Annotated in this window: 10 protein-coding genes and 1 pseudogene; 7 read left to right on the forward strand and 4 right to left on the reverse strand. The window is 64.7% G+C overall.

All coding sequences use genetic code 11. From position 1 onward, the window contains the following. Positions 1 to 131: 131 nt before the first annotated feature. From HMPREF2924_RS19185 to pys3, 3 genes and pseudogenes are all read right to left on the reverse strand, one after another. Positions 132 to 404 carry a colicin immunity domain-containing protein gene (locus HMPREF2924_RS19185; protein WP_031690664.1) on the reverse strand — a complete coding sequence of 91 codons (273 nt, stop codon included), beginning with the start codon at positions 402 to 404 and terminating at the stop codon, positions 132 to 134. Then, positions 405 to 734, reverse strand: coding sequence for a colicin D domain-containing protein (locus HMPREF2924_RS36785; RefSeq protein WP_174217859.1), 330 nt, complete (start codon positions 732 to 734; stop codon positions 405 to 407). Next, positions 720 to 2,616 (reverse strand): annotated as a pseudogene (gene pys3 / locus HMPREF2924_RS19190) (pyocin-S3); the annotation flags it as partial. The gene HMPREF2924_RS36785 and the pseudogene pys3, both read right to left, overlap by 15 nt. A 494-nt stretch (positions 2,617 to 3,110) precedes the next feature. On the opposite strand from pys3, the gene HMPREF2924_RS19195 reads away from it, so the two are divergent. The 5 genes from HMPREF2924_RS19195 to HMPREF2924_RS19215 all read left to right on the forward strand — a co-directional run bounded on the left by HMPREF2924_RS19195 (position 3,111) and on the right by HMPREF2924_RS19215 (position 9,547). After that, entirely contained in the window at positions 3,111 to 3,479 is a 369-nt protein-coding gene (locus HMPREF2924_RS19195) for a DUF2195 family protein (RefSeq protein WP_003133848.1), read from the forward strand. A gap of 27 nt (positions 3,480 to 3,506) precedes the next feature. Beyond that, complete coding sequence (locus tag HMPREF2924_RS19200) at positions 3,507 to 4,286, forward strand: ATP-grasp domain-containing protein (protein WP_003133850.1); 780 nt, start codon at positions 3,507 to 3,509, stop codon at positions 4,284 to 4,286. 311 nt (positions 4,287 to 4,597) lie between these two features. Further along, positions 4,598 to 6,514, forward strand: a complete 1,917-nt coding sequence (toxA, locus tag HMPREF2924_RS19205; protein ID WP_003133852.1) for an exotoxin A — start codon at positions 4,598 to 4,600, stop codon at positions 6,512 to 6,514. Positions 6,515 to 6,773: 259 nt separating this feature from the next. Further along, a complete protein-coding gene (locus HMPREF2924_RS19210; RefSeq protein ID WP_003140554.1) occupies positions 6,774 to 8,264 on the forward strand; it encodes an APC family permease in 1,491 nt (496 codons plus the stop codon). A 101-nt stretch (positions 8,265 to 8,365) separates the two neighbouring features. Beyond that, positions 8,366 to 9,547 (forward strand): iron-containing alcohol dehydrogenase, encoded by a 1,182-nt coding sequence (locus tag HMPREF2924_RS19215; RefSeq protein WP_003133856.1) that lies wholly within the window; start codon positions 8,366 to 8,368, stop codon positions 9,545 to 9,547. 4 nt (positions 9,548 to 9,551) lie between these two features. Here HMPREF2924_RS19215 and HMPREF2924_RS19220 read toward each other — a convergent pair whose 3' ends face one another. Further along, positions 9,552 to 10,454 (reverse strand): LysR family transcriptional regulator, encoded by a 903-nt coding sequence (locus tag HMPREF2924_RS19220; protein ID WP_003116332.1) that lies wholly within the window; start codon positions 10,452 to 10,454, stop codon positions 9,552 to 9,554. A gap of 493 nt (positions 10,455 to 10,947) precedes the next feature. Between HMPREF2924_RS19220 and HMPREF2924_RS19225 the strand changes: the two genes are divergently transcribed. Both HMPREF2924_RS19225 and HMPREF2924_RS19230 read left to right on the forward strand, forming a co-directional pair. Further along, a complete protein-coding gene (locus HMPREF2924_RS19225) occupies positions 10,948 to 12,282 on the forward strand; it encodes an MFS transporter (protein ID WP_003133858.1) in 1,335 nt (444 codons plus the stop codon). A gap of 67 nt (positions 12,283 to 12,349) precedes the next feature. Further along, positions 12,350 to 13,003 carry an HAD family hydrolase gene (locus tag HMPREF2924_RS19230; protein ID WP_003086534.1) on the forward strand — a complete coding sequence of 218 codons (654 nt, stop codon included), beginning with the start codon at positions 12,350 to 12,352 and terminating at the stop codon, positions 13,001 to 13,003. The last annotated feature ends 61 nt before the right edge of the window (positions 13,004 to 13,064 follow it).

Here is a 13,064-nt window from a genome sequence, read left to right on the forward strand (position 1 = left end):
ACGCGGCGAGCATCGACACGCCGCCGTCGAAGCCGAATCTGATGGCTTATTCGGAAGTTTCCCTAAGAAGCAGACGAAGCCCATAAACTGACTTCGCCTGATCTATATTTTTGGATATAAAAGACTATCAGCTAGATATAGCTATATTTCTTCAAAAGCTCTCTAACTTCCTGTTTTAGCTCCTCTTCATTTATCTCACCATCATCATCCTTCGGGCCATCCGTGAAGCAATCTGCCATTCCAAACATAAGTCTGAGGCAAGCGCCAAGATTATCATCATCCTTTTTCAGCAATCCTGACGCACCTTCGCTACGCCACATTTCAAAGAATTTTTTTGTGAAACTCTTTCCGCTTAACGATCCATCCAAAAAATTTCTTGCAAGATCAATAAGTGCCATGCTCATTTAAAGCACCTCATTCTCAAAATAGTTTTTTTCCTGTTTGCTTCCTGGTTCAAGATACCACCCTGACAAAAACATTCCATCCTCTTTGATAACAACCACAATATTAGTGTCAGGATTGTAAAATACCTTGGATCCTTGATATCTATGATAAACACCTTTTTCAATAGTTGAAGGTAAGCCAAGGTGTTCCAGAATTTTATCTCTGAACTCCGCCAAGGTGGTGTTATTTGCATTTCTGCCGGCGAAGCCAAAGTCATCGGCATGACTTTGATATTTCTTAAGCAGCTGCTTTCTCGTGAATATACCACTATCAAGAGGACTACTGAGCATTACATAAACAGGTTTGACTCCAGAATCCGCCGGGAAAATCACGATCAGATCGTCCAGATCTAACGGCACTTCCGGATAGGACTCCGGTTCGGCCTGCACTGGGGTGATCGTTGCTCCCTCATACACCGGAACCGGCTGCGGTACGACCGGAGTGTTGCTTGAGGGGTTCTGGCTTCCTGGAGGGGTAGCAGGGGTCCAGGTCAAGATCAGCGGGGGTGTATTCGGCACGGTGGACTTTGCGGGAACCGTCACCTCATACCGGCCTGTCGCAGTATTGAGGGTCGCGGCGCGAACAGGCACGCCCTTGGGGACAGTTGCACCGTTGGTCAACATCGCGGCAATCTGCGATTTACCACTCGGGCTCTCTTGTGCAGCACTCGTGAGTCGTACCGGCATATCAACCGTGCCACCTGCCTTGGCGACGCTTTGCAAATCAGCCGTGCCAGGAAGCCCCAGAGCGGACGCCTCCAGTGCCAATGCATTGCGAACGCCGGCAGGAACCTTGTCACTGTCTTTACCAGCCTGGTCGGAGTAGAGCGATAGCACCGCGAAGGTGGCCACGTATGCGCCAGGTCCACTACCAGCAATCTGAATCAAGCGATTGACAGCATTCGTTAGGGAAGCCGCCAGGCGAGCCGTCTCCACTGCCGCACTACCAAACCCGGCCACCGAAACCAGCGGCGTAGAGGTGGCCGGCATCGCCAAGGTGTTCGCAGCCTGAATGATCTGACCTGGTACTACATCGGCTGTTTTTTGCAAATCGTTGGTCGCCGCACGCTGTGCCTCGGCTACCGCTGCCGAAACCTCCTTGGCTTTGGCCTGCAGCGCTGCTTCGGTCTGCAGGGCAAAGGTGTTCACCTTGGCATAGGTGCTTTCAGTGAATTGTCGAAGGGTTGCTTGTGCAGCTTGCGAAGCCGCCTTGGTGGGGCTGGCCTTGACCTGGGCGGTTAGCCTGTTGACCTCGGTTTCGACCTCGGCGGCCGCATTGGCAGCAAACTGAGCCAGCGCTTGTTTTCGTGCTGTCGAAAACGCCGTGGCTTCGTTGACGATCTGCTTGACTTTGGTGTTGAAAGCCGTGACCTGGGCTTCTCCACTGGCCTGTGCTGCCAAGGCAATCTGATTCCGAAATGCCGCGCTGATCAGGTTCTGGCTGGACGAAATCTGGCTGTTGGCTTGTTGCTGGGCTTGCGCTGTCTTGACCTGCACCGCCTGGGTTGCCGAGGCGACTGCACCACTGACCTGGGTGGAAACCTGAGACAGACTAGCATCCACTGCTTTCACACGTTGCTGGACCTTGGTGGCGGTCGGAGTGGTGATCGCGTTGAAGTCGGCACCGAGCTGTTGAGTGACCTGCTGGGCTTCCAGGCGTGCCGCTTCTTCCGCTTTGCGTTTGGCGTCCGCTTCTGCCTGACGCTGGGCTTCTGCCTCCGCCCGGCGGCGGTCGGTTTCAGCATTGAGCTTGTTCAAGCGCTCTTGAAGACTATTGATCTGATCATTCAGGATGATTGTGTTGTAGCTTATCCAGACTAGCCGAGTTCTGAACCACATCCAATTCGTTATCTAGTTCAGGGCGCTTTCGATTTAGCAGCCCGGTGACAACTACGGTTGATCTTTCCAGCCACTGCTCAGGTGTGAAGCTGGCAGATAGTGCCGGATACTTGGCAGCTTCCGTATCCAACTCTGCCTGAACGTCGGCTTCCAGACTCTCTTTCCTCTTTTTGAAGTCAGCCTCCATGGCCAGAGTAAAACCACGGAAAGGGTTACCGAACGGATAGTTGCTTAGTATGTCCTGCCTGTCTCGTGATACGTCTATGCTAACTCCGCCAGGTTTCCCGGGGCGACTTGAGTATCTAACAATCAGTGGCTGTGGTGCATCAGCCATAGTTTTTACCTCGATTTGAGCTTGAGAAAATATACAGAGGTATTCTTGCTGGAATATGTGCCCACTGGAATCCAACTTCTAAAATCAACGCCAATGCACCTGGCACACACGCCAATCAACTACAATCCCTCCACACGACCATGAGCGTCATCGATTTCCTTCAATAGAGCTGACTCATTTGCGCATGTGTCCATCAAACGGTCATTTCCTGAACGCACACCTCATCTACCCCGGCCAGTCACGGAAGCCGCATACCTTCAGTTCATTAACGAACTCCCACTTTCAAAATTCATCCATGCCGCCCCTTCGCGAGCTTCCGGACAAAGCCACGCTGATTGCGAGCCCAGCGTTTTTGATTGAAAGCCGCTGCACCTGGTCAGGCCGTTTCCGCAACGCTTGAAGTCCTGGCCGATATACCGGCAGGGCCAGCCATCGTTCGACGAATAAAGCCACCTCAGCCATGATGCCCTTTCCATCCCCAGCGGAACCCCGACATGGACGCCAAAGCTCTGCTCCTCGGCAGCCTCTGCCTGGCCGCCCCATTCGCCGACGCGGCGACGCTCGACAATGCCCTCTCCGCCTGCCTCGCCGCCCGGCTCGGTGCACCGCACACGGCGGAGGGCCAGTTGCACCAGCCAATCATCCTTGAGGCCCGGCGCTCCACCGGCGAATGCGGCTGTACCTCAGCGCTGGTGCGATATCGGCTGCTGGCCATGCATGCCAATGCGAAGGCACAGGTCCTTCAGGAAGGTCTGCTCGACGGTCGCTACGAAGGCACCCGTACCCTAACGCTGGCAGCGGATGCGCAACTGGCGGCCGACAGCACGCTCGTGGTACGTCTTGGTTGCGCCGTCGCCGAATGACCATCCACCGACCCAGCGAGGTTCGCGATGCACTTGCTTTACCCCTCCGCCCCCGACCGCAGCAACGCGGTCGATGAACTCTTCGTCGAGGAATATGACGCGGCCCGTTCGGCAGGCTTGGCCTGTTCGCTGTTCTGCGACGAGGAACTGGAGAGTGGACGCTTTCGCGCCCGCCCGGAGTTTCCGGCAAACCCCCAGGTGCTGTATCGCGGCTGGATGCTCACACCGGAAAACTACGCTCGCCTGCACGGCGCGATCCTCGTCGCTGGCGGACGGCCCCTGACCAGTCCACAGCAATATCGGCACTGCCATTACTTGCCGGAGTGGTATCCGCTCTGTGAGGACCTCACGCCGGCGACCCTGTTCCTGTCCAGGAACGCCGACTTCGAGGCAGTGTTGGCGCAAAGCCCGTGGCGCGCCTGGTTCGTCAAGGACCATGTGAAATCCCTGACCACCCAGCGCGGCTCGAAGGCCACCAATGCTGCGGAAGTGCGGGAAGTCCTCGATTCGATCGAGCGTTATCGAGGCACCATCGAAGGCGGTGTATGCCTTCGGGAGTTCGAGGCGCTGCGTGCGGAAACCGAGGAACGCTACTTCGTTCTTCACGGCCGCGCTCACGGGCGTCTCGATACCGTCCCGCCGCTAGTGGAACAGGTGGCACAACGTATCGATTGCCCGTTCTTTTCCGTCGACGTGGTCGAGTCGACCAGTGGCGAGTTGCGCCTGATGGAACTCGGCGATGGCCAGGTCTCCGACCGCAAGCAATGGCCCGCCGCACGCTTCGCGGCGATGCTGGCACAGGCATAGTCGGAACCGCTGCAATCCCAACCCGACCAAGCTCCCCTTGATCGATCCCGAGGGGGGCTCGTCACTCGCCCAGTGCCTCGACCACTTACTCTCATCCGAAGCCCAGGAACGGTTGTCCGTCCCCTCGCCCATGGATATTTCTTCCACTCTGCAATCCAGTTCATAAATCCCATAAAAGCCCTCTTCCGCTCCCCGCCAGCCTCCCCGCATCCCGCACCCTAGACGCCCCGCCGCTCTCCGCCGGCTCGCCCGACAAGAAAAACCAACCGCTCGATCAGCCTCATCCTTCACCCATCACAGGAGCCATCGCGATGCACCTGACACCCCATTGGATCCCCCTGGTCGCTAGCCTCGGCCTGCTCGCCGGCGGCTCGTCCGCGTCCGCCGCCGAGGAAGCCTTCGACCTCTGGAACGAATGCGCCAAGGCCTGCGTGCTCGACCTCAAGGACGGCGTGCGTTCCAGCCGCATGAGCGTCGACCCGGCCATCGCCGACACCAACGGCCAGGGCGTGCTGCACTACTCCATGGTCCTGGAGGGCGGCAACGACGCGCTCAAGCTGGCCATCGACAACGCCCTCAGCATCACCAGCGACGGCCTGACCATCCGCCTCGAAGGCGGCGTCGAGCCGAACAAGCCGGTGCGCTACAGCTACACGCGCCAGGCGCGCGGCAGTTGGTCGCTGAACTGGCTGGTACCGATCGGCCACGAGAAGCCCTCGAACATCAAGGTGTTCATCCACGAACTGAACGCCGGTAACCAGCTCAGCCACATGTCGCCGATCTACACCATCGAGATGGGCGACGAGTTGCTGGCGAAGCTGGCACGCGATGCCACCTTCTTCGTCAGGGCGCACGAGAGCAACGAGATGCAGCCGACGCTCGCCATCAGCCATGCCGGGGTCAGCGTGGTCATGGCCCAGGCCCAGCCGCGCCGGGAAAAGCGCTGGAGCGAATGGGCCAGCGGCAAGGTGTTGTGCCTGCTCGACCCGCTGGACGGGGTCTACAACTACCTCGCCCAGCAGCGCTGCAACCTCGACGATACCTGGGAAGGCAAGATCTACCGGGTGCTCGCCGGCAACCCGGCGAAGCATGACCTGGACATCAAGCCCACGGTCATCAGTCATCGCCTGCATTTCCCCGAGGGCGGCAGCCTGGCCGCGCTGACCGCGCACCAGGCTTGCCACCTGCCGCTGGAGACTTTCACCCGTCATCGCCAGCCGCGCGGCTGGGAACAACTGGAGCAGTGCGGCTATCCGGTGCAGCGGCTGGTCGCCCTCTACCTGGCGGCGCGGCTGTCGTGGAACCAGGTCGACCAGGTGATCCGCAACGCCCTGGCCAGCCCCGGCAGCGGCGGCGACCTGGGCGAAGCGATCCGCGAGCAGCCGGAGCAGGCCCGTCTGGCCCTGACCCTGGCCGCCGCCGAGAGCGAGCGCTTCGTCCGGCAGGGCACCGGCAACGACGAGGCCGGCGCGGCCAGCGCCGACGTGGTGAGCCTGACCTGCCCGGTCGCCGCCGGTGAATGCGCGGGCCCGGCGGACAGCGGCGACGCCCTGCTGGAGCGCAACTATCCCACTGGCGCGGAGTTCCTCGGCGACGGTGGCGACGTCAGCTTCAGCACCCGCGGCACGCAGAACTGGACGGTGGAGCGGCTGCTCCAGGCGCACCGCCAACTGGAGGAGCGCGGCTATGTGTTCGTCGGCTACCACGGCACCTTCCTCGAGGCGGCGCAAAGCATCGTCTTCGGCGGGGTGCGCGCGCGCAGCCAGGACCTCGACGCGATCTGGCGCGGTTTCTATATCGCCGGCGATCCGGCGCTGGCCTACGGCTACGCCCAGGACCAGGAACCCGACGCGCGCGGCCGGATCCGCAACGGTGCCCTGCTGCGGGTCTATGTGCCGCGCTCGAGTCTGCCGGGCTTCTACCGCACCGGCCTGACCCTGGCCGCGCCGGAGGCGGCGGGCGAGGTCGAACGGCTGATCGGCCATCCGCTGCCGCTGCGCCTGGACGCCATCACCGGCCCCGAGGAGGAAGGCGGGCGCCTGGAGACCATCCTCGGCTGGCCGCTGGCCGAGCGCACCGTGGTGATTCCCTCGGCGATCCCCACCGACCCGCGCAACGTCGGCGGCGACCTCGACCCGTCCAGCATCCCCGACCAGGAACAGGCGATCAGCGCCCTGCCGGACTACGCCAGCCAGCCCGGCAAACCGTCGCGCGAGGACCTGAAGTAGCTGCCGCGACCGGCCGGCTCCCTTCGCAGGAGCCGGCCTTCTCGGGGCCTGGCCATACATCAGGTTTTCCTGATGCCAGCCCAATCGAATATGAATTCATCCTGATAGATAATCCGCCTAACCTGCGTCTGCCACGCTTTCGCTCGTCCCGGAAGCGGCCATAACAATTCCAATAGCCGACGAGGACTCTCCATGCTCACCCATCGCACCGGTGGCATCCGCCTTTCCCCTTCCCCGCAGCGCTCGCCCGGAGACCGCCATGACTGATCTCCGCGATACCTCCCGCGACGAACGCCTGCTGGCGGCCCACGGCTATCGCCAGGAACTGGAGCGCGGGCTGAGCCTGTGGTCGTCCTTTTCCGTCGGCTTCGCCACCATCTCGCCGGTGGTGGGCATCTACTCGGTGATGTCCCTCGGCGCCATGAGCATGGGCCCCTCCTGGGTCTGGGTGGTGCCGCTGTGCCTGCTGCTGCAGTTCGGCGTGGCGCTGGTCTACGCCGAGCTGTCCTCGCAGTTTCCGCTGGCCGGCGGCTGCTACCAGTGGGTGCGGCGCCTGGTGGGCGACCGCCTGGCCTGGTTCACCGGCTTCCTCTACCTGGCTTCGGCGCTGGCCTCGCTGACTACCGTGGCCTACCTCGGTGGCTTCTGGCTCGGCCTGCTGGCGACCGGCGCGCCGCCGTCGGCCAACGGCCAGGTGCTCTGCGGCGCGCTGCTGCTGGCGCTGGGACTGGCGGTGAACCTGCTGGGGATCAACCCGTTGAAGTACTTCGTCAATGCCGGGATCGTCGCCGAGGCCATCGCCTCCATCGGTATCGGCGTGCTGTTGCTGCTGTTCTTCCGCAACCATCCGCTCGACCTGCTGTTCAGCGGCCCGGGCGGCACAGGCGATGCGGACGGTTCCTACCTGGACGGCGTGCTGACCGCGCTGGCGGTGGGCGGCTGGGCCTTCCTCGGCTTCGACGCCTGCTCGCAGATTTCCGAGGAAACCACCGATGCCCGCGTCTCCACTCCCCGGGCGATCCTGCGCTCGATGCTGGTGGTGGGACTCACCGTGATGCTCACCGCCTTCGCCGTGACCCTGTCCTACCAGGACATCGGCGCGGTGGTCAGCGGCCAGGTGGTCGACCCGGTCACCCCGGCGGTGGTGGACGCCTTCGGCGCCTGGGCCGAGCGGCCCTTCGTCGCAGTGGTGCTGATCGCCTTCGTCGCCTGCGTGGTGTCGGTGCAGACCTACATCGGCCGGGCGATCTTCGGCATGGCGCGCGACGCCATCCTGCCCGGCTCCGCCCTGCTGCGCCGGGTCGACCGGCGCAAGGTGCCGATGGCGGCGATGGTCTGCAGCACGCTGCTGGCCAGCCTAGGCCTGGCCCTGGGGCTGAACGCCACGGCGGTCGGCACGCTGATCGCGTTCGGCAGCGGCGGTTTCTTCGTGGTCTTCCTGATCGTCGCCGCCTGCGCCCTCTGGGCCCGCCTCGTCGGCCGCTGGGACCCGGACAAGGGCGCCTTGCGCCTGGGACGCGCGGGGCTGGCGGTGAACGTCCTGGCAGTCGCCTGGCTGTCGTTCGAGGCGCTCAACGTCGCCTGGCCGCGGGCCAGCCTCGCCCCGCCCGACGCGCCCTGGTTCCAGGTCTGGGCGGTGGTCGTGGTGTTCTCCGCGCTGGCCGCGTTCGGCCTGCTCTACATGGTCATCGCCAAGCCGCATCGGCGCATCGCCACCAGCCTCAGCTTCGCCGCTCCGCCGGCGGACTGACCCGCACGCGCCGGCCGTTCCGGCGCCTCCTCCGGTTGTTCCCGCACGCTGGCTTCGCGCCCGGCGGGGCCCGGCTCATCCTGCTTTCACGGAGCATCGCCATGAGCGACCTGCATTACTGGAACTACCCCACCGATATCCTCTGCGGCGTCGGCGCCCTGGAACAACTGCCGAGGCGTTGCGCGCTGGCGGGCGCACGCCGGCCCCTGCTGGTCACCGATCCCGGCATGCTCGCCCTGGAGCCCCTGCGCCTGGTGCGCGAGTGCCTGGAACGCGCCGGCATCGACCATGACCTGTTCCACGAACTGTCGAGCAACCCCAGCCTCGCTGAAGTCCAGGGCGGCGCCAGGCGCTTCGAGGCCGGCGGGCATGACGCGCTGATCGCCCTCGGCGGCGGCAGCGCCCTCGACGCGGCCAAGGGAATCGCCCTGCTCAGCCGCGATCCGCACGGACTCGAACGCTTCGAATGGACACAGACGCTGCGCAGCTATCCGACCCTCGCCGACTACCCGCCGCTCGGCCTGCCGCCGCTGCTGGCGCTGCCCACGACCGCCGGCACCGGCTCGGAACTGGGACGCGAGGCGGTGCTGACCGACACGCAACTGGGCATCAAGCGGGTCGTCGGCCACCGCGAGCTGTTGGCCGCCTGCGTATTCCTCGACCCGCGCCTGACCCGCGGGTTGCCGCCGGCGCTGAGCGCCGCCACCGGCATGGACGCCCTCACCCATCACCTGGAGGCGCTGTTCTCGCCGCTCTACCATCCGATGTCGGCGGGCATCGCCCTGGAAGGCGTGCGCCTGGTCAGGCAGCACCTGGAAAACGCCGTGCGCGACGGCAACGACCTCGCCGCCCGGGAAGGCATGCTGGTAGCCTCGGCCAGCGCCGCAGTGGCATTCCAGAAGGGGCTTGGCGGGGTCCACGCCCTGGCCCACCCGCTGGGCGCTCGCCATCACCTGCACCACGGCCTGCTGAACGCCGTGCTGCTGCCCTACGTTCTGCTGGCCAACCGCCCGGCGATAGAAGCCGACGCCGCGCGCCTGGCGCGCTACCTGGAACTCGACGAAGCGAGCTTCGACGGCCTGCTGGCGTGGATCCTCGAACTGCGCGCGCGCATCGGCATCCCGGCGAACCTCGCCGCCCTCGGCCTGGATGGCGAGGACGCGCAATGGGTGGGCGAGCAGGCGCTGGCCGACCTGTCCTCCTCGGCGACCAACGCCCTACCGCTCGATGCCCGGGATTATGCGCGCATCTACCGCCAGGCGGTGGCAGGGACTCTCGCCTGAGTGCTCAGGACCCCAGGCCGTGGACCTGCAGCAGGTCGTCGATGAAGGCGCGGGCGGCTTCGCTGAGGGGGCGCCCGGCATAGACGATCATGCTGTGCTCCACCGGATAGCTCAGCCGCTCCGGCAACAGCGCGCGCATCCGCCCGCGCTCGATCCAGGCTTCGGCGTAATGGGTCGGCAGGTAGCCCAGGTGGGTGCCGGCCAGCACGGCATGGGCCACCGCTTCCATGTGGTAGGCGGTGGCGCGGCTGCGCGACGGGCGTAGCGGCAGGACCAGGTTTTCCGGCAGGAAGCCGTGCATCACCCAGTCGCAGGCGGCGATCCGCTCCAGGGTCGGCTGCGCCTCGGCGAACAGCGGATGGCGATCGCCACAGAACACGCCGATCTCTTCGCGATACAGCGGGCGGTATTCGAGGCTCGGCCGCGAACGGCTGAAATAGGAGATCGCCAGGTCCAGCTCGCCTTCGATCACCGCCAGTTCCAGCTCGGTGGGCGAATTGACGAAAAGGTTCAGTTGGACATCCTGGTCGCGCCGCTGGAAGCGCGCCAGCGCATCGCCGAAACGGGCCTGGGGCAAGGTCGCGAGATTGTCCGCCAGGCCCAGGTACAGCTCCCCGACCAAACGTCCGGACAACGCCTGCGCCTGGTCGCGAAACAGGCCGATGGCGTCGAACATCGTTCGCGAAGCCTCCAGCACCCGGCGGCCCTTGGCGGTCAGTCGGAAGCCGCCCTTGCCGCGCTCGCAGAGCCGGTAGCCGAGGCGCTTCTCCAGGCTGGCGATGTGCATGCTGATGTTCGACTGGCTCATGTTCAGCTCGGCCTGGGCCGCGGTGAAACCGCCGCACTTCACCACGCAGGCGAAGATGCGCAACAGACGCAGGTCTAGGTCGGTGACGTTTCTCAGCATGGCGGTCCGATCCGGCGCGAGGTCCCGCAGTCTAGCCGAGCGCCGCGACACACGGCCATCCAGCGGCGGCGCACGGCGCGCCAGAGGCGCTGGCACATCATCGAAAATCTGGTCTATTCCAATTTCTTGAAAATACGCGGGAAAGTCCCACCCAAAGGCGCAACCAGGACAAGAAAACGCACCAATACCGGGCAATCCCCCGAAAAAATCGAATGGTTTCGCTCTATTTTTGGTCTAGACCATAAAAATACCCGGTGCTAGATTGACCTTCGCCAGCCGGCCCAGCCTGACCGGATCGGCGCCACGCACCGCCGCCACACCTTCACAATCCATCTCAGCCTCGGCAGGACCGAGCAGGAGCGCGCCGACAGCCAACCTTGCGCACGAAAAAAGTCATGGAAAAGGCATCTGGCCTAGACCATGCATCCGGACAGCTTTGCAGCAGCACAACAAGAACAACCTCCCCGCACTGTCTAGACCCATAGGGACCCACATGAACAACCACAACGGTACCCTGCACCGTGGCTGGCAATCGCTCCAGCGCTGGCGCATCCAGATCTTCGTCATCACCTGGCTGGCCTACGCCGCCTTCTACTTCACCCGCAAGGCCTTCTCGGTGGCCAAGCTCGGCATCGCCGAAGACCCCTCCTTCGAACTCGACAAGAGCGCCATGGCCGATCTCGATGCCCTCTACCTGGCCGCCTACGCCGTGGGCCAGTTCATGTGGGGGGTGTTCGCCGACCGCTTCGGCACCCGCGTGGTGGTGCTCGGCGGTTTGCTCACCTCGGCGCTGGCGGCGCTGGCGATGGGTACCTTCGCCACCCTGCCGATCTTCGCCGCCTGCATGGTGGTCCAGGGCCTGGCGCAGTCCACCGGCTGGTCGGGGCTGTGCAAGAACATCGGCGCCTTCTTCGCCACCTACGAGCGAGGCCGCGTGCTCGGCCTGTGGAGCACCTGCTACGCCTTCGGCGGGCTGGTGGCGACGCCGTTCGCCGGCTGGTGCGCCTACCGGTTGACGCATGACTGGCGCATGGCCTTCCTGTCCTCGGCGGGAGTGGTGCTGGCGGTGGCCGTGCTGTTCTTCTTCCTCCAGCGCAACCGTCCGCAGGACGTCGGCCTGCCGCCCGTGGAGGCCGAGGCCGCGCCCCCCGCCGACGCGCCCCGGCCGAGCCATTCCGGCGCCCTGCTGAAGGCGCTCAGGAATCCCCACGTGCTGGTCCTCGGCATCGCCTACTTCCTGCTCAAGCCGGCGCGCTACGCGATCCTGCTCTGGGGCCCGGTGATCATCTACGAACGCATGCCGGAGATCGGCAAGGTCGCCTCGGCCATCGTGCCTTCGGCCTTCGAGGTCGCCGGGCTGGCCGGGCCGATCCTCATCGGCCTGGCCTCGGACAAGCTGTTCGGCGCCCGCCGCATGCCGGCCTGCGTGCTCAGCCTGGCGGCGCTGACCCTGAGCCTGGCGCTGTTCGTCCCGGCGATGCAGAGCGGCAGCCTGTACCTGGTGGTCGGCCTGCTGTTCATGATGGGCGTCACCCTCTACGGGCCGGACTCGATGATCAGCGGCGCCGCCGCCATCGACTTCGGCACCAGCGAGGCGGCCGGCACCGCCACCGGCTTCGTCAACGGCTGCGGCTCGGTCGGGGCGATCCTCGGCGGCCTGCTGCCGGGCTACTTCGACACCCTCACGGTGTTCTTCGTGTTCACCGCCACCGCGCTGCTCGCCAGCCTGCTGCTGGTGCCGTTCTGGAACAGCCGGCCGGGCACGCGCCGCGTCGAACCGAAGGCGCATGCCGGCGGGCCGCTGCTGGCGGCCGGCAAGCCGCGTTGAAACCTCTCCGAACCACCGCCCGGCGCCAGGCGCGCCGGGCCAATCCCTAGCGAACAAGGAACCGCCTATGCCACTTGCCCTCTTCGACCTCGACGACACCCTGATCGACGGCGACTGCGCGACCCTCTGGGGGCGCTACATGACCGAACTGGGCTGGGTCGAGAAGACCGCCTTCCTGCACCAGGAACGCCGCCTCATGGAACTCTATGCCGAGGGCCGGCTGGCCATGGAGGACTACATGGACTTCAGCCTGGCGCCCATCGCCGGCCGCACCCCGGCGGAAATCGCCGGCGCCGTCGAGGATTTCGTCGCGCGGATCGTTGCGCCGCGCATCCACGCCGACGCCGTGCGCTGCCTGGAACGCCACCGCCAGGCCGGCGACCGCCTGCTGATCATCTCCGCCTCGGCGCACTTCCTGGTCAGCGCCATCGGCCGCCGGCTGGGGGTGGACGAGGTGCTGGCGATCGACATCGAGGAGCGCGACGGCCTCTACACCGGGCGCACCCGCGGCACCCTCACCTACCGCGAGGGCAAGGTCCGCCGCCTCGATGCCTGGCTGGCCCAGGAGGGCGAGACGCTGGCCGGCGCGACCTTCTATTCCGACTCGCGCAACGACCTGCCGCTGCTTTCGCGGGTCGACCGGCCGCACACGGTGAACCCCGACCCGGCGCTGCTCGGGCACGCCCGCGAGGCCGGCTGGCCGGTGCTGCAATGGCGCTGAGAAGGCGCGTCGCGCTATACCGCCGGCGGCCCGGAAGCATTACCCTGTAGCCCCCCCCGGA

The organism is Pseudomonas sp. HMSC063H08, assembly GCF_001813645.1.
In the GTDB taxonomy this organism is placed as follows: domain Bacteria; phylum Pseudomonadota; class Gammaproteobacteria; order Pseudomonadales; family Pseudomonadaceae; genus Pseudomonas; species Pseudomonas aeruginosa.